The sequence below is a fragment of the Streptomyces sp. NPDC002403 genome (assembly GCF_053593015.1).
The window spans coordinates 91,312-106,563 of sequence record NZ_JBSFBQ010000014.1; the positions used below are offsets into that span (position 1 = coordinate 91,312).

The window sequence follows — 15,252 nt, forward strand, 5'->3', positions numbered from 1 at the left end:
GAGGGGCCGGCGGTCGATGCCCGGTCGACGCCCCACCCCACCGCAGGCAGCGCGATGTTCAGTGCACGGCGTCCGCTCCTACCGCTGGAGCTCCACGACGTCGGCGACCACGCAGCTGACATTGTCCGGGCCGCCGGAGCCGTTGGCGAGGGCGACGAGCTCGCGGACCGCCTGCTCGGGCTCCTGGGTCTCGCGGAGCACCCGGCGGATCTCCCCGGTCCGCACGACGGTCGACAGGCCGTCGGAGCAGAGCAGGTACCGGTCTCCCCGCCGGGCGTCGTGGAGGCGCATGTCGGGGGTGCCGTCGGCGCCATGGCCCAGGGCCCGTATCAACAGCGACCGCTGGGGGTGGGAGTCGGCCTCCTCCGGGCTGATGCGTCCCTCGTCGACCATCGACTGCGCCACGGTGTGATCGTGCGTGATCTGGAACAGCTCGCCGTCACGCAGGAGGTGCGCGCGGGAGTCCCCGATGTGGACGAGGGCCAGTTGCGATCCGGTCCACAGCATCGCGGTGAGCGTGGTGCCGGCCTCTTCGGACGGGGAGCCGGGTCCGGCGACGCCGTTGACGGCCTGCTTGGCCTGTTCGACGGCGTCTTCGAGGACGTTGAGGAGCTCACCCGACGGGACACCGCCGGTTTCGAGGCGCTTGAGCGCGTCGATGGCGGCCGCACCGGCCGGGGCCCCCGCGCTGCCGAAGCCGTCGGCGACGGCGAGCAGGCGCGATCCGGCGTAGGCGGTGTCCTGGTTGCTCTCGCGGACGAGGCCCCTGTCGGAAAGGGCGGCGTAACGGATTCCCAGGGGCTCGGTGGTCGCGGACATGGCGGGGTCCTTCCAGGAAAGATGGCCGATGAGGAAGGAGGCGAGGTCCCGCCGTACGGCGGTGTCGGCCTCGACCTGAGCCCAGAACGCGCGGACCTCCTGTGCCGCCGCGGCCGGCTCCAGCGTGCAGACCTGCTGGATACGGGCCAGGGGCATCCCCAGGCGCCGGAGCCAGGCGACCAGCCGGGCCCGCTCCAGCAGTTCCGGCGCGTAGAGGCGGTAGCCGCTCACCGGGTCGACGCGCGTGGGGGTCAGCAGACCGAGCTCGTCGTACAGACGCAGTGCCTTCGGCGACAGCCGGGACGTCTTCGCGAACGCCCCGATGGTCAGCAGCCCCATGCCCGTTCCTCCTCGTACCAGGCACGTCGCCCGGCCCCACCGATGCTGTGGCTTTCCCCAGGGTGAAGGTCAACCAAGGGCTCCGCCGCCCTCTCTGCCTGCTCCTCGCGAGGCAGGCGGACCTCAGCTCCTGACGGCCTCCGCGATCCGCAGGGCGACCCGGTCGGGTGTGAGGTGCGTGGTGTCGACGACCTCGGCCTCGTCGTGCAGCCAGGTGCGGGCCGCCTCGGCATAGGGTTCGAGGTATTCGAGGCGGAACGCGGAGGGGCCCATGACGGTGTCCCCTTCGATGCGCCCGCGAAGGGTGTCCTGGTCGGCGTGGAGAACGAAGTGCCGTACCGGAATGTCATGCCGGGCGAGGCCCGCGCTGATCTCGCGCCAGTACTCCTCGACCAGGACGGTCATGGGCATCACCAGCGTGCCGCCGGTGTAGTCGAGTACGTGGCGGGCGGTCTCGACGACGAGTGGCCGCCACGGCGGCCAGTGCTGGAAGTTGCCCGTCCAGGGCAGCCCCGGCGTGATGTCCATGAGTGTCTCGCCGACCTTCTCGGCGTCGAACACCCGTGAATCCGGGATCAGTTGCTGTACGAGCGCACTGGTCGTCGTCTTGCCCGCGCCGTGGGTGCCGTTGAGCCATACGATCATGTGCACCCACGCTAGCGCTGTGCGGCCGGGCCCGTGGCCGCGGCTGCGGGAACGGGCGGGGCAGAAGTCCAATACGGCTCCGGCGTTCTCCCGGGATCGGTTAGCGTGCGCGGCCATGGGTGAGTTGATATTGATCAGGCACGGCCAGACCGAGTGGAGCCTTTCGGGCCGGCACGCCGGCCGCACCGATGTTCCGCTGACCGAGGCCGGTGAGGCCGCGGCGGAAGCACTCGCCCCGAGGCTGGCCCGACGCCCGCCGGTCGCCGTGTTCAGCAGTCCCCTGAGCCGCGCCATGCGGACGGCCGAGCTGGCGGGCCTGACCGGCGTGAGGCCCGATCCCGACCTGATGGAGTGGGACTACGGCGGGTACGAGGGCCTGACCGCGGCGCAGATCCGTGAGACGCGCCCGGGATGGGACCTGTGGCGGGACGGCGTCATTCCCGGCGACGCCGACCATCCCGGTGAGCGGCTCGAACAGGTGGCCGCGCGGATCGACGCGGTACTGGACCGGATCCGGCCGCTGCTGGGCGACGGCGACGTCGCCGTGGTCGCTCACGGCCATCTGGCGCGAGTGCTCACCGTGCGCTGGCTGGGCCTGGACGCGCCGGCCGCCAGACTGCTCGGCCACCCGCATCCGGGGGCTCTCGGTTTCCTGGCCGCCGAGGACGGGCAGCCGTTCATCTCCGCCTGGAACGTCCCGTAGCGGCAGTCCGTGGCAGCAGCCCGCCGCGTCACATGTGTCGTCACAGGGGACGGATGGCGCCGCTCACCGCGCGTCGTACGGGGCCGGGCGAGTGGTGTGGCGCACTTTTGCAAGCGCCTGCTTGCAAAAGTTAGCAAGGGTGGCGCACCATCGGGACATGGCATCACTCAACGTCGGCAATCTCGGTGAGTACCTGCGCGAGCAGCGGCGCAACGCGCAGCTGTCGCTGCGGCAGCTCGCCGATGCCGCCGGGGTGTCCAATCCCTACCTCAGCCAGATCGAGCGCGGGCTGCGCAAGCCGAGCGCCGAGGTGTTGCAGCAGGTCGCCAAGGCGCTGCGGATCTCCGCCGAGACCCTTTACGTACGGGCCGGGATTCTGGACGAGCGGGAGCGGGAGGAGCTGGAGACGCGGGCGGTCATTCTGGCCGACCCGTCCATAAACGAGCGGCAGAAGAGTGTCCTGCTGCAGATCTACGACTCCTTCCGCAGGGAGAACGGGTTCGAGCCCGGACCTGAATCCGGCGTCGCGGCCGGATCGGGGACCGGCGGCGAACCGGGGCCGGACGCCGGTGCCGACGCGGCTTCGAGGCTTTCGAAGGCTTCGAAGCCGTCAGCTCCTTCCACTCCTTCCACCCCTCCAAAGCCCTCGAAGGCTCCGAAGTCTTCGACGCCTTCAACGCCAGAAGAACCCTCACACTGAGTCTGATGATCCGGGAGGACCACAGTCATGGCCATCACCGATGACCTGCGCAAGACCCTCACCGACCCGACCCCCCTCTACTTCGCCGCCGGTACGGCCGATCTCGCCGTCGAGCAGGCGCGCAAGGTCCCGGCGCTGATCGAGCAGCTGCGTGCCGAGGCGCCGGAGCGTATCGAGGCCGTGCGCAACACCGACCCCAAGGCCGTTCAGGAGAAGGTGGCCTCGCAGGCCAAGGAGGCGCAGGCCACCGTCCAGGCCAAGGTCACCGAGGTGATCGGATCCTTCGACAGCGACCTGCGGAAGCTGGGCGAGAACGCGCAGGACCTGGCGCTGCGGAGTCTGGGCGTGGCCGCGGAGTACGCGGTGCGGGCCCGGGAGACGTACGAGAAGGTCGCCGAGCGCGGCGAGCAGACCGTGAAGCACTGGCGCGGCGAGACCGCCGAGGAGATCGTCGAGATCGCCGTCGTCGTCGAGCCGCGCAAGGAGTCCAGGCCGGCGGGCAGCACCAGGACCGCACCGGCCGGCAGGCCCGGCCAGCCGAAGGCCGCGCCCGCGTCGAAGCCGGCTCCGAAGCCCGCGCCGAAGGCCGCCAAGCCGGAGAGCAAGGCCCCGGCCGCGCCCGTCCGGAAGGCGCCCGCGCGCAAGCCCGCCGCGAAGAAGACCACTCCGCCGGGCGCGAAGTAGTACCCCGGCGCCACGGCACCCCGGGCGGTGCCGTGGCGCCGTTGTGTGTAGCGGGGCGCGGGCCGGGCACCTTCAGGAGTGTCCGGCTCGTTGTCCCGGTACCTTGGCCGCGAGGCGCTCATCCACTTATTAGGCGGTGCACACACCATGTTGCTCACAGGATTCAGCACACTCGTCTGGCTGCTCTACATGGTCATGCTGGTGCTGGCCGTGGTCGCACTGGTCATGGCCGCGATGGCCCGTGAGGACGCCTACCGGGCCGCGGACAAGCAGAAGAAGTCCTTCTGGCTGCTCATCCTCGGTATCACCGTCGCCGTGAACCTCTTCGTACCGATGCTGTTCCTGCAGCTCGCGGGCGCCGTCGCCTCCATCGTCTTCCTGGTGGACGTGCGGCCCGCGCTCCAGGCGGTCTCGGGCGGTGGCGGCGGCCGGCGCGGCGGCTCCAGCAGTGACGGGCCGTACGGGCCCTACAACGGCGGGCGCTGAGCGTTCGCGGCGCTCACGGAGGCCGTGGGTGGTGCCGATCCGGGGCGGGGGCGAGGGATGCTCCGGCCCCGGTCGCCGTTCGGGATCCGGCGGCGTACGCGTTCCTCGTCGCGGTCGAGCAGGAGGACCGCGACGTCGTCGGTGAGTTCGCCGCCGTTCAGCTCCCGCACCTGGGTGACCGCGGCCTCCAGGAGGTCCTCGCCGGTGAGGCCCTCCGCCAGCTGCCGGTTGATCATCGCGACCATGCCGTCCTGGCCCAGCCGCTGGGTGCCGGACTCGCCCACGCGCCCCTCGATCAGCCCGTCCGTGTACATCATCAGGCTCCAGGAGCCGCCGAGCTCCACCTGCCGGCGCGGCCACCGGGCGCGGGGCAGCAGGCCCAGGGCCGGTCCGCCGTCCTCGTACGGGAGCAGGTGCGCGGTCCGTCCGGGCCGGGCGATCAGCGGGGCGGGGTGGCCCGCCAGGCAGAGCCCGGCGCGGCGGCCGTCGGGGGCGATGTCGACGGTGCAGAGCGTCGCGAAGATCTCCTCGCTCTCCCGCTCGTGCTCCAGGACCTGCTGGAGGGTGGAGAGCAGTTCGTCGCCGCAGAGCCCGGCCAGGGTCAACGCCCGCCACGCGATGCGCAGTTCCACGCCGAGCGCCGCCTCGTCGGGGCCGTGCCCGCAGACGTCGCCGATCATCACGTGGACGGTGCCGTCGGGTGTGCGGACCGTGTCGTAGAAGTCCCCGCCGAGCAGCGCGCGGCTGCGGCCGGGGCGGTAGCGGGCCGCGAAGCGCAGGTCGGAGCCTTCGAGCAGCGGGGTGGGGAGCAGGCCGCGTTCGAGGCGGGCGTTCTCCTGGGCGCGCAGGGTGGACTCGGTGAGCCGGCGCTGGGCGACGTCGGCGCGCTTGCGCTCGACGGCGTACCGGATGGCGCGGCTGAGCAGCCGTCCGTCGAGTTCGTCGCGGCAGAGGTAGTCCTGGGCGCCGACCCGTACCGCCGCGGCGGCCAGCTCGGTGTCGTCCTGTGCCGTGAGCGCGAGGACGGCGTGGCGCGGGGCGATCCGCAGCACGTGCTCCAGGGTGGCGAGTCCGTCGGCCTCTCCCGCGTTCCCGGCGCCGGAGGCACGGGCCTCGCCGCCGGTGGGCAGGGCGAGGTCCAGCAGGACGCAGTCGACGTCGTCGGTGAGGAGCCGGCCCGCCTCGGTCAGGTTGCGGGCGGTGCGGATACGCACCCTCGTGCCGGCCTCGGCCGGGAGCTCGGGGACGGTGAAGGTGCCCGCCGGGTCGTCCTCGATCACCAGCAGGGTGAGGACGGTGCCGTGGGAGGCCTCCGCAGCGGCTTCGGTACCTGGCTGCGGTTCGGGTACGGGCATCGGTTCGGGTTTCCTTCCCTCCCCCCGAGGGCGCGGCGGGACGACGATCGACGACCTGCCAGACGGGGACGATAGCGGTCCGTGGCGGGGGAACGGAATGGCGTTCCGCGATCGGCCTCCGGCATATGCACAGCCATAAGCCGCGTCAGGTCACGGATCCGGCGAGATGTGCCGGGGTGGGGGCGGGTATGCGGGCATGACAAAGGTCACGTGGGGTGGTGGGCGGCGGGTGGCGCGGGTCACGCCCGTGGCGGTGCGGGGTGTTGGGCGAGGCGTCCCGGGGCGCCCGGGGCGTTCTGTCCCCGGTCGCCGGACGGGCTCGGTCCGGTCCGGGACCGCTCGTCCGGGCCGGGTCTACTTGTCCGGACGTACGACGCCGAGGATCTGCATCGAGCCCGCGCCCGCCAGCGTGACGTTGCGGCCGGGGCGCGGGGCGTGCACGATCGCACCGTCGCCGACGTACATGCCCACGTGACTGGCGTCACCGTGGTAGATGATCAGGTCGCCGGGGCGCATGTCCTTGATGGCGATGTGTGGCAGCAGCCGCCACTGCTCCTGCGAGGTGCGGGGGATCGGCCGCCCCGCCGCCAGCCAGGCCTGTGACGTGAGCCCCGAGCAGTCGTACGACTTGGGGCCCTCGGCGCCCCAGACGTACGGCTTGCCTATCTGCGCGGTCGCGAAGGCCACCGCCTTCTTGCCGCTCGCGCTCGCCTCGCGGTTGATGTCCTTCAGGGCGCCGGAGCTGAGCCAGGCCGTCTGCTGCTTGTACTCGGCCTCCTGCTCCAGCTTGAGCAGGCGGGCCCGCTCCTCCTTCTTGAGCTGCGACTCCAGTTTCTTCGCCGCGTCGATCTGCGCGTTGATCTTCTTCTTGGCCTTGGCCTGCTTGACCCGATTGGCTTCGAGCTTCGTCCAGTTGGTGCTCGCGTCCTCGGTGTACGTCTCCAGGTCCTGCTGGGTCCTGGTCAGTTCGCCGAGCACGCCCTGGGCGGCCTGCTGGCCCTCCCTGACCCGGTTCACCCCGTCCAGGAACAGCTGCGGGTCGTCGCTGAGCATGAACTGGGCGCCGGGCGGCAGCCCGCCGCTGCGGTACTGCTCGCGGGCCTGGGCGCCGGCCTGGCTCTTCAGTTCGGCGATCTTCGACTGGCCCACGACTATGGCGCGTGCCAGCTTCACGATCTCGACGGACTGCTTCTCGGCCTTCTCCTCGGCGAGGTTGTACGCGTCGGTGGCCGCCCCGGCCTTGCGGTAGAGGGCGTCGATCTCCTTGCGCACCTCTTCGAGGCTCTTCTTCGGGGCCTTGGACCGGGAGTCGGACCGCACGTCGGAGGGGGATGGCGGCGCGGGCTCGGCGAAGGCCTGGACCGGCGTGATGAGTACGGACAGCGCGCAGACCAGAGTGATCGCGGCTGAGGCACAGTGACGTCGGTTCACGAGATTCCCCTCCGAATGAATCTGATTTACCGTCAGTAACTTTTCGCCGATGTCGAGATCGTGCCATGCCGTACCGAAAAGCAACAGAGGCGCACGCCCGCTGTCCTGACGGTCGTACGGGTCGCGTCCCCCGCCCCGCCCGCTCCCCTGGATCCCCCTGCCGCCCCTTGCCGCCCCCTGCTCCCCCCTGTCTGGACGAACGATGCCGCGTTCCCGTTCCCGTCCGCCGCCCCGGACATCACCCGGCCGGTTCTGTTCAGCGCGAGTTGGGCTACCGGTTGGGCCGGAGGGCGTCCCACTTCACCGTGACTTCGCCCTGGCGCCACCGCCGTACGCCGTCGGCCAGCGGCCAGTCGCCCGACAGCGACCGCACCGCCGTGATCCAGCGCTGCCGGGCGCCCAGCGAGGCGTACGGGGCCGCGGCGGCCCACGCCCGGTCGAAGTCGCGCAGGAACGCGTGGACCGGCTCGCCCGGCACATTGCGGTGGATCAGTGCCTTGGGCAGGCGCTCCGCGAGGTCGGAGGGGCGGTCCAGGGAGGCGAGCCGGGTCGCGAACGTGACCGTGCGCGGACCCTCCGGGCCGAGCGCCACCCAGACGTGCCGGCGCCCGATCTCGTCGCAGGTGCCCTCCACCAGCAGCCCGTCCGGCGCGAGGCGGGCGCACAGTCGCTGCCAGACCGCGGTGACCTCGCCCTCGTCGTACTGGCGCAGCACATTCGCCGCCCGGATGAGGTCGGGGCGCTCGGGGAGCGGGATCTCGAAGCCGCCGTGCAGGAAGGTCAGGCCCTCGCGCTCGTACGGCTTCGCCGCCGCGACCCGCTCCGGGTCGATCTCGATGCCGACCACGGACGTGCGCGGTTCGGCGGTGCGCAGCCGCTGCAGCAGCTCGACGGCGGTCCAGGGCGCGGCGCCGTACCCGAGGTCGACGGCGACGGGGTGGTCGGCGCGGCGCAGGGCCGGGCCGTGGGTGGCGGCGATCCAGCGGTCCATGCGGCGGAGCCGGTTCGGGTTGGTGGTCCCGCGGGTCGCGGTGCCGATGGGGCGCATGACAGCGAGCGTAACGATCTCCCGGCAGGGGGCGGTGCCCGCCCGGGGGCCGCCGGGGTGCGGCGCGCGCACCGTAATGATTTGGTAAAGCGGAAATGAAAGGAGAGATTCCGCTGTTGCAGCCGTTCGCAGGGGCTCGGGTCCCTTAGGTGTCATGCCCTGGATGAGGAGGACCGGACGACGTGAGTCAGTACGTCTCCCGGCGCGGCAGCAGCCGTGTCGCACCGCGCCTCAGGTTCCCCGCCGCGTTCCCCGGCGGCCACCGAAAGCCCCGTCGTATCGCGATGCTCTCCGTGCACACCTCACCGCTGCACCAGCCGGGCACGGGCGACGCGGGCGGCATGAACGTCTACATCGTGGAGCTGGCCAGGCGCCTCGCCGCGATCAACATCGAGGTCGAGATCTTCACCCGGTCCACCACCGGCGGGCTCCCCCCGGTGGTCGAGCTGGCCCCCGGCGTCCTGGTCCGGCACGTGGACGCGGGGCCGTACGAGGGCCTGGCCAAGGAGGAGCTGCCCGCCCAGCTCTGCGCCTTCACGCACGGCGTGATGCAGGCGTGGGCCGGCCAGCGCCCCGGCTACTACGACCTCGTCCACTCCCACTACTGGCTCTCCGGCCACGTCGGCTGGCTCGCCGCCCAGCGCTGGGGCGTCCCGCTCGTCCACGCCATGCACACCATGGCGAAGGTCAAGAACGCGGCGCTCGCGGCGGGCGACACCCCCGAGCCGGCGGCCCGCGTCATCGGCGAGACCCAGATCGTCGACGCGGCGAACCGGCTGATCGCCAACACCGCCGAGGAGGCGGACGAACTCGTCCGCTTCTACGACGCGGATCCCGGCTCCGTCGCCGTCGTCCACCCCGGGGTCAACCTGGACCGCTTCAGCCCCGCCGACGGGCGGGCCGCGGCACGGGCGCGCCTCGGACTGCCGAAGGACGCCCTGATCCCGCTCTTCGCGGGCCGCATCCAGCCGCTGAAGGCCCCCGACGTGCTGCTGCGGGCGGTCGCCGCACTGCTGGACCGCGACCCCACGCTGCGCTCCCGGATCGTCGTGCCGGTCGTCGGCGGTCCGAGCGGCAGCGGGCTGGCCAAGCCGGAGGAGCTGCAGAAGCTGGCGGCGCGGCTGGGCATCGCCGATGTCGTACGGTTCCAGCCGCCGGTCGGGCAGGAGCAGCTCGCCGACTGGTTCCGGGCCGCTTCCGTGCTGGTCATGCCCTCGCACAGCGAGTCCTTCGGCCTGGTCGCCATAGAGGCGCAGGCGGCGGGCACCCCCGTCGTCGCGGCGGCCGTGGGCGGTCTCCCGGTGGCGGTGCGGGACGGGGTCAGCGGCTTCCTGATACCCGGGCACGACCCGCAGGCGTACGCGCGGGCGCTGGCCCGGTTCGCCGATTCGCCGGAACTGGTCGCCCGGATGGGAGCGGCGGCCGCCGCTCATGCCCAGGGCTTCGGCTGGGACACCGCCGCCTCCGCGACCGCCGACGTGTACACGGCCGCGATGCACGAACACCGCCGCCGCGTACGCTCGCTGCATGCCTGACGGACGCCCGTTCCCTGCCTGACGTACGCTCGCACCATGGCTGACGTACCCGACGGAGCGGCACCGACCGAAGCGGCGACGACGCAGGTCGCGCAGGTCATCGAGGCGACTCTGAAGGACGCCGGGCTCGAATGGGAGAGCCCCGCGCCGGGTGACTACGTGGTCGCGCTCCCCGGCACGCGCAAGCTGTCCACCACCTGCTCGCTGCGCGTCGGCAAGCACTCGCTCTCCCTCAACGCCTTCGTCGTGCGCCACCCGGACGAGAACGACGCCGCGGTCCACCGCTGGCTGCTGGAGCGCAACCTCCGCCTCTTCGGCGTGAGTTACGCGATCGACGGGCTCGGCGACATCTATCTGGTCGGCAAGCTGCCGCTCTCCGTGGTCACCCCGCAGGAGCTGGACCGGCTGCTCGGCACGGTCCTCGAAGCGGCCGACGGGTCCTTCAACACCCTGCTGGAGCTGGGCTTCGCGAGCTCGATCCGCAAGGAGTACGAGTGGCGGGTGGCGCGCGGTGAATCCACCCGGAACCTCGACGCGTTCACACACCTGACCCAGCGTCCGGCCGAGCGCGGCAACTGACCGACCCCGCACGGACATTCCCCGGTGCACGCCCCTTTCGTCGAGCCGGGGCGCCGTGGCATGCTCGCCGCCGACGCAGATATGAACGTCGTTCACATGGATGAAAGGCGGCTCGGATTCATGGCGATCAACGCGGTCAACGCGAGCAAGGCGGCCGAGACGGCCGGGGGAAGCATCGGCAGACGCGGCCTGCTGGCCGGCGCCGTGGCCGTCGCCGCGACGGCGGTCACCGGCACCACCGCCAGCGGCACGGCGGCCGCCGGGGGCCGGGCGGCCGGAGTGGGGCCCCGTACGGCCACCCCGCTCTGGCGGGAGTTCGCCGCCGCACCGTTCACCCATCCGCAGATCCCGTTCGTCGGCCGGGCCGGCCACCGCGGCGGCTCCCGCCCGCCCCGCCGCACCGGACGCGGCTTCGTCGCCGACGTCCGGCGCTACGGCGCGAAGCCCGACGGTTCCGCCGACGCCGCCCCCGCGATCAACCGGGCCATCGCCGACGCCGGAGAACGCGGCGGCGGCACGGTGCTCGTCCCCGAAGGCACGTACCGCATCGACGACATCATCCGGATCGGCCACAGCGACGTGGTGGTGCGCGGCGCGGGCAGCGGGCGCACCAGGCTGTACGCGACCAGGAACCTCACCGAGCTGATCGGCGCGTACGGCAGCCGGTACGGCGGCGACAAGTCCAGCTGGTCCTGGGCCGGCGGCCTCATCTGGCTCTGCCCGAAGGACCGTTGGGCCTCGCTCACCGACGCGATCAGGGCGAGGTCCTGGCCCTTCGAGGGCTGGACCGGCAACCGCCGCGACGAGTGGCGGACCCTGACCGCCGTCGCCCCCGCGCGCCGCGGCGACCGCTCGGTCACCGTCGACGACCCGACGGGGCTGCGGCGCGGCGGACTCGTCCTGCTCCGCCTCGCCGACGACGCCGGCCACACGCTCCTGGAGCACATGGCGGGCGGCGGCCCCGGCCCCGGGGCGTACTACTGGGACGACAAGACCAAGCTGACCTCGTACGTCCCCTACGAGTGGCCGGTCCGCGTCACCTCCGTGCACGGCCACCGGGTCACGCTGGAGCGCCCGCTCCCGCTCGACGTCCGGCCCGAGTGGGATCCGCGGCTGACCACCCTCGTCACCCCGCTCACCGGCTCCGGCGTCGAGGGCCTCACGCTCGAAGCGGTCGAGACCCCGCAGTCGCCGCATCTGCTGGACAAGGGGTACAACGGGGTCGCGTTCCAGTGCGCGTACGACTGCTGGGCCGACGACATCACCGTCCGCCACGTCGACAACGGCTTCGGACTGGTCGCCGCCTCCGCCTGCACCCTGCGCCGTACGAAGGTCGCGGGCCGTGGCTCGCACCATCCGTACTACTGCCGCGAGGGCTCGCACGACAACCTGATCGAGGACTTCACCATCGAGCGGCGCACCGTACCGGCGCCCGCCGGGACGCAGCTGCACGGCATCAACGTCGAGGGCCTGTCCAGCGGCAATGTCTGGTCGCGCGGCGTGATGGAGATGGGGACGTTCGACTCGCACCGGGGGATGCCGTTCGCCAACGTCCGCACCGACATCACGGTCGAGAACAACGGGCGGCACGGCGGCGACGCGAGCGCGGGGCCGCTCTTCGGGGCCCGCTTCACGCACTGGAACATCCGGGTCACCAACGGCCGGGCGGGCCTGGTGCGGATCGACGGACTCGCCCCGTACAGCGCGACGGTCGGCATCAGCGAGGTGACGGAGTTCGACCAGATCGACGTCCCCGACTTCACCGGCGATCTGCACACCCGGCTGGAGGCGTACGGCACACCGGAGGCGGTTTGGCCGCCCAATCTGTACGAGGCCCAGCGGGCGCTGGCCGGCTGAGGGCGAGGGCGGCGGGCGCTGCGCTCAGTTCCCGGTGCGCAGCGCCGACTCCACGTCCGCCAGGGCCGATTCGAGCTGCGGGGCGACATGCGTCCACGTCCGGTCCAGGTCCTCCCGGGGAGCGCGTCGCGGGACGGTCTCCACCAGCATGATCAGGTAGAGGTAGCAGCGGTAGAGCGCGAGCCGCAGCCGCACCGACGCGTCGAACACCACCGGCTGCCCGCTGCCCTGCGCGTACCCGGCGAGGAAGTCCTCGTCCTCCTCCACGTTCCCGAACAGGGCGAGCGACACGAAGTCGGCGACCGGGTCGCCCCAGAACATCCGCTCGCCGTCGACGATCCCGCCGATGCTCCGTGCCCCCGGCCCGCCGTCGACGAGGAGGTTGCCCTGCCACAGGTCGAAGTGGACCAGGGCGGGTCGTGCGACGTCGTCGAGGACGGGCGACGCGGCGGCGAGCAGCGCGCGGACAGCGGCCGTCGGGCGCGGCAACCGGGCCCGGTAGGTGTCCGCGTCGGCGAGGACGGCGTCGGTCATCGCGGCGAACGCCTGCCGCCAGGTCGGGGCCAACGGGCCCACCGCCAGGGAGGGATAGCCGAAGCCGTCCCGGGTGGTGACGGCGTGCAGCCGGGCGACGATCCGCCCCAGGTCGCCGCGGAGCAGGCGCTCTTCCGCGGTGGACAGCGAGCCGGGAGCGAACTCGCTCCAGGGGCGGCCCGGACAGGCCGACATGATCACGTACGGGCCGGTGGGCGCGGCCGGGTCGAACTCGCTGTGCAGGACGCGGGGGACCGGAGCCGAACCGTCCGCACAGGCGTGGAACGTGGCCTCGTTGACCAGCAGATCGCGCTCGTAGCCCATCAGGGTTCCGGGTGTCGCGGGCGGCGGTATCTTCACCACCCAGTCGCCGCCGTCCGTGAGCGTCACCCGGGAGACCGTGTTGAAGGTGCCTCCGGTGAGCGGTGCGTGCCGGGCGATCCGTTCCTCGGTCAGTCCAACGGAGCGGAGTACGGCTGAGGTTGTTCCGTCTGCCTGCATGGAGCGATTGTGTCCCCCCGTCGGGCCCCGGTGTGGATCGCGACGGCCGCGGACAGCGCCTTCACAGGATGATCACGGCGTCGTCACGATCGCATCCCGTGCCCGACTTGATTGATCATCAAACCATTTTCCGCTCATAGAGTGAGCAAAACCGAAGACCCTGCTCATAGAGACGGACCGGACCATGCGTTCCACCGCCGTACGACGTACCGCAGTTGCCGCCACCGCGGTGTCCCTGGCCCTGCTCGCCACCGCCTGCGGCGGCTCGGACTCCGGTTCCGGGGACAAGGGGGCGGACGCCAAGGGCAAGGAGTCCGCGGCCGCCGCGCCCGCGGCCAAGGCGCTGAGCGCCGCCGAACTGGAGAAGGCCGCGCTGACCCAGGGCGACGTCAAGGGACAGAAGATCTCCAAGGCCGCCGCCAAGGACACGATCTCCGTCGACGACATCAAGGTCGAGAAGAAGGTCTGCGCCCCGCTGGCGAACGCGCTGATGGGCGCGCAGGTCGGCGAGCCGGGCGCGTTCACCAAGCGCACGGTCGTCAGCGAGCCGAAGAAGGGCGACCTGGCGAAGCAGGACAGCGGGGACGCGGAGGAGGCGTTCAAGGCGGCGTTCGACATCACGACGACGCAGCTGGCCCTCGGTTCGTACGACGGCAAGGGCGCACAGGAGTCGGTCGCCGCGCTGCGCACCGCGTCCACCGAGTGTGCCGGCGGCTTCGAGTTCACGGCGGCCGGCGAGAAGCAGAAGGTCCTCAAGATCACCGAGGAGCAGGTCAAGGGCGGCGAGGAGGCGGTTGCCTGGGCCGTGCAGCTGGGACAGGGCGGGGAGAAGGCGGTGCTCAAGCTCGTGGCCCTGCGCCAGGGCGCCTCGTTCGCCTCGTTCTCCTCGATGAACATGGCCATGCTCGCCGGTGAGGTGAAGGACTTCGAGCTGCCGACCGCGGTGGTCGAGGCGCAGGCCGCGAAGCTGGCCTGACACCTGCGGATACGGGACGTGGGGCATACGAGTACCTGGCGCCCCGCCGGTGAGTATTCGTACTCATGAGCGGCTGTTCACGCTCCATGCAGGCTGGAGGGACCAGCGAGCAGGAGGAGCGACGATGTACGGGATCAGTCGATTCGGCCGGGTGGCGTCCACGAGGAACGGGCGCCGCCCGGGCCGCACCGCGGCGGGCCTTGCCTTGGCCGTGGCGGCCGTGGCGGTGCTGACCACGGGATGCTCGACCGAGGACGCGACCTGCGGCGGCGGGGAGTACCCGATCATGACGGTCGGGGGCACCGGATCGGCCTGCCAGCCGGACGGCGAGGACCCGCCGAAGGGATACGTCCGGTACCCGAAGGGCAAGGTCCCCGAGCACGTGGGCGACAAGTGGGACGTCTACTGGCAGACCCACACCGTCGACGAGAAGGGCAACATCATCGAAGTGCCCGCCGGTTCCTAGGACATGCCGTCCGGGGCGGTCCGGCCGGTCCGCTCCGGGACGTGCCGGGCCCGCTGCCGGTTCAGGGCAGCGGGACGAGCCTCACCACGGTGACGGTCAGGACGGTCCCGGAGACGTAATAGAGCACGATCGCCCCGGCGACCGTCGCCTCGCGGCGGTCGCGCTCGCTCTTGACGGCCGACGACCCGTGTCCGTACGGGGCGAGGCCCAGGGTGCGTGCCATCTCGGCGCGGAATCTCCCGCCGTCGCGCATCTTGGCCAGGGAGTCGTCGGCGGGCGGTGCGTAGGAGATGCGGTAGCTCAAGCGACGCTCCGCCTCTCGGCCTCGTCCTGTGCCAGCCGGTCCAGGATCCGATCGGCCTCGGGGTCGGGTACGGCCTCCAGCATCCAGTGCCGCATCACGGCCTGGATCTCGTGCACGCCCGCCTCGTTGATGGCGCGGTCGAACTCCTCGCGGCGCTCCTCGGGCAGCGTGGCCCGGATGGCCGGAATGCTGTTGGGCACGTCGACCTCTGCGCCGCCGACGAAGGTTTTCAGGGGCTCGCCCATGGTTGCTCTCCCCGCTCTCCTTGCTCTCTCCGCACGGCCCGTCCG

The 15,252-nt window shown here is 71.8% G+C and carries 17 protein-coding genes; 9 read left to right on the plus strand and 8 right to left on the minus strand.

Annotated features, from left to right (window positions below; all coding sequences use genetic code 11):
* Positions 1-78: 78 nt before the first annotated feature.
* Both ACWCPY_RS17945 and ACWCPY_RS17950 read right to left on the minus strand, forming a co-directional pair.
* Positions 79-1,158, minus strand: a complete 1,080-nt coding sequence (locus ACWCPY_RS17945) for a MerR family transcriptional regulator (RefSeq protein WP_451265989.1) — start codon at positions 1,156-1,158, stop codon at positions 79-81.
* A 123-nt stretch (positions 1,159-1,281) separates the two neighbouring features.
* The gene (locus ACWCPY_RS17950) at positions 1,282-1,803 is read right to left on the minus strand and encodes an ATP-binding protein (protein WP_451265991.1); all 522 of its coding nucleotides are present in this window, start codon (positions 1,801-1,803) and stop codon (positions 1,282-1,284) included.
* Positions 1,804-1,918: 115 nt separating this feature from the next.
* On the opposite strand from ACWCPY_RS17950, the gene ACWCPY_RS17955 reads away from it, so the two are divergent.
* The 4 genes from ACWCPY_RS17955 to ACWCPY_RS17970 all read left to right on the plus strand — a co-directional run bounded on the left by ACWCPY_RS17955 (position 1,919) and on the right by ACWCPY_RS17970 (position 4,376).
* On the plus strand, positions 1,919-2,506 hold the full coding sequence (locus ACWCPY_RS17955) for a histidine phosphatase family protein (protein ID WP_451265993.1): 588 nt from the start codon (positions 1,919-1,921) through the stop codon (positions 2,504-2,506).
* Positions 2,507-2,663: 157 nt separating this feature from the next.
* A complete protein-coding gene (locus ACWCPY_RS17960; protein WP_451265995.1) occupies positions 2,664-3,206 on the plus strand; it encodes a helix-turn-helix domain-containing protein in 543 nt (180 codons plus the stop codon).
* A 27-nt stretch (positions 3,207-3,233) separates the two neighbouring features.
* On the plus strand, positions 3,234-3,890 hold the full coding sequence (locus tag ACWCPY_RS17965; protein ID WP_451265997.1) for a hypothetical protein: 657 nt from the start codon (positions 3,234-3,236) through the stop codon (positions 3,888-3,890).
* Between the two features lie 147 nt (positions 3,891-4,037).
* Entirely contained in the window at positions 4,038-4,376 is a 339-nt protein-coding gene (locus ACWCPY_RS17970) for a DUF2516 family protein (RefSeq protein ID WP_329818383.1), read from the plus strand.
* Here ACWCPY_RS17970 and ACWCPY_RS17975 read toward each other — a convergent pair.
* The 3 genes from ACWCPY_RS17975 to ACWCPY_RS17985 form a co-directional block, all read right to left on the minus strand.
* A complete protein-coding gene (locus ACWCPY_RS17975; protein WP_451265999.1) occupies positions 4,358-5,731 on the minus strand; it encodes a PP2C family protein-serine/threonine phosphatase in 1,374 nt (457 codons plus the stop codon). The genes ACWCPY_RS17970 and ACWCPY_RS17975 overlap by 19 nt on opposite strands.
* Before the next feature lie 354 nt (positions 5,732-6,085).
* Entirely contained in the window at positions 6,086-7,162 is a 1,077-nt protein-coding gene (locus tag ACWCPY_RS17980; RefSeq protein ID WP_451266001.1) for an NlpC/P60 family protein, read from the minus strand.
* Positions 7,163-7,433: 271 nt separating this feature from the next.
* Positions 7,434-8,210 carry a class I SAM-dependent methyltransferase gene (locus ACWCPY_RS17985; protein ID WP_451266003.1) on the minus strand — a complete coding sequence of 259 codons (777 nt, stop codon included), beginning with the start codon at positions 8,208-8,210 and terminating at the stop codon, positions 7,434-7,436.
* A 182-nt stretch (positions 8,211-8,392) separates the two neighbouring features.
* Between ACWCPY_RS17985 and mshA the strand changes: the two genes are divergently transcribed.
* The 3 genes from mshA (at position 8,393) to ACWCPY_RS18000 (ending at position 12,181) form a co-directional block, all read left to right on the plus strand.
* Positions 8,393-9,745, plus strand: coding sequence for a D-inositol-3-phosphate glycosyltransferase (mshA, locus tag ACWCPY_RS17990; protein ID WP_451266005.1), 1,353 nt, complete (start codon positions 8,393-8,395; stop codon positions 9,743-9,745).
* Positions 9,746-9,781: 36 nt separating this feature from the next.
* Positions 9,782-10,324 carry a YbjN domain-containing protein gene (locus tag ACWCPY_RS17995; RefSeq protein ID WP_451266006.1) on the plus strand — a complete coding sequence of 181 codons (543 nt, stop codon included), beginning with the start codon at positions 9,782-9,784 and terminating at the stop codon, positions 10,322-10,324.
* A 120-nt stretch (positions 10,325-10,444) separates the two neighbouring features.
* Positions 10,445-12,181, plus strand: coding sequence for a glycosyl hydrolase family 28-related protein (locus tag ACWCPY_RS18000; RefSeq protein ID WP_451266113.1), 1,737 nt, complete (start codon positions 10,445-10,447; stop codon positions 12,179-12,181).
* A gap of 24 nt (positions 12,182-12,205) precedes the next feature.
* Here the strand turns inward: ACWCPY_RS18000 and ACWCPY_RS18005 are convergent, their stop codons facing one another.
* The gene (locus ACWCPY_RS18005; protein ID WP_451266008.1) at positions 12,206-13,216 is read right to left on the minus strand and encodes a phosphotransferase family protein; all 1,011 of its coding nucleotides are present in this window, start codon (positions 13,214-13,216) and stop codon (positions 12,206-12,208) included.
* Between the two features lie 184 nt (positions 13,217-13,400).
* Here ACWCPY_RS18005 and ACWCPY_RS18010 point away from each other — a divergent pair, with 184 nt between their 5' ends.
* The gene (locus ACWCPY_RS18010; protein WP_451266010.1) at positions 13,401-14,192 is read left to right on the plus strand and encodes a hypothetical protein; all 792 of its coding nucleotides are present in this window, start codon (positions 13,401-13,403) and stop codon (positions 14,190-14,192) included.
* 124 nt (positions 14,193-14,316) lie between these two features.
* Positions 14,317-14,658, plus strand: coding sequence for an SCO0607 family lipoprotein (locus ACWCPY_RS18015; protein ID WP_451266012.1), 342 nt, complete (start codon positions 14,317-14,319; stop codon positions 14,656-14,658).
* 61 nt (positions 14,659-14,719) lie between these two features.
* Here ACWCPY_RS18015 and ACWCPY_RS18020 read toward each other — a convergent pair whose 3' ends face one another.
* Both ACWCPY_RS18020 and ACWCPY_RS18025 read right to left on the minus strand, forming a co-directional pair.
* Positions 14,720-14,962: a hypothetical protein gene (locus ACWCPY_RS18020; RefSeq protein WP_451266014.1), complete on the minus strand. Its 243-nt coding sequence runs from the start codon at positions 14,960-14,962 to the stop codon at positions 14,720-14,722.
* Positions 14,959-15,207: a hypothetical protein gene (locus ACWCPY_RS18025; protein ID WP_451266016.1), complete on the minus strand. Its 249-nt coding sequence runs from the start codon at positions 15,205-15,207 to the stop codon at positions 14,959-14,961. Before ACWCPY_RS18025 ends, ACWCPY_RS18020 begins: the two co-directional genes overlap by 4 nt.
* Positions 15,208-15,252 lie beyond the last annotated feature (45 nt).

Coding starts and splice junctions, on each gene's coding strand:
- ACWCPY_RS17945 (WP_451265989.1), bottom strand. CDS start 1,158: ATGGGGCTGCTGACCATCGGGGCGTTCGCGAAGACGTCCCGGCTGTCG.
- ACWCPY_RS17950 (WP_451265991.1), bottom strand. CDS start 1,803: ATGATCGTATGGCTCAACGGCACCCACGGCGCGGGCAAGACGACGACC.
- ACWCPY_RS17955 (WP_451265993.1), top strand. CDS start 1,919: ATGGGTGAGTTGATATTGATCAGGCACGGCCAGACCGAGTGGAGCCTT.
- ACWCPY_RS17960 (WP_451265995.1), top strand. CDS start 2,664: ATGGCATCACTCAACGTCGGCAATCTCGGTGAGTACCTGCGCGAGCAG.
- ACWCPY_RS17965 (WP_451265997.1), top strand. CDS start 3,234: ATGGCCATCACCGATGACCTGCGCAAGACCCTCACCGACCCGACCCCC.
- ACWCPY_RS17970 (WP_329818383.1), top strand. CDS start 4,038: ATGTTGCTCACAGGATTCAGCACACTCGTCTGGCTGCTCTACATGGTC.
- ACWCPY_RS17975 (WP_451265999.1), bottom strand. CDS start 5,731: ATGCCCGTACCCGAACCGCAGCCAGGTACCGAAGCCGCTGCGGAGGCC.
- ACWCPY_RS17985 (WP_451266003.1), bottom strand. CDS start 8,210: ATGCGCCCCATCGGCACCGCGACCCGCGGGACCACCAACCCGAACCGG.
- ACWCPY_RS17995 (WP_451266006.1), top strand. CDS start 9,782: ATGGCTGACGTACCCGACGGAGCGGCACCGACCGAAGCGGCGACGACG.
- ACWCPY_RS18000 (WP_451266113.1), top strand. CDS start 10,445: ATGGCGATCAACGCGGTCAACGCGAGCAAGGCGGCCGAGACGGCCGGG.
- ACWCPY_RS18005 (WP_451266008.1), bottom strand. CDS start 13,216: ATGCAGGCAGACGGAACAACCTCAGCCGTACTCCGCTCCGTTGGACTG.
- ACWCPY_RS18010 (WP_451266010.1), top strand. CDS start 13,401: ATGCGTTCCACCGCCGTACGACGTACCGCAGTTGCCGCCACCGCGGTG.
- ACWCPY_RS18015 (WP_451266012.1), top strand. CDS start 14,317: ATGTACGGGATCAGTCGATTCGGCCGGGTGGCGTCCACGAGGAACGGG.
- ACWCPY_RS18025 (WP_451266016.1), bottom strand. CDS start 15,207: ATGGGCGAGCCCCTGAAAACCTTCGTCGGCGGCGCAGAGGTCGACGTG.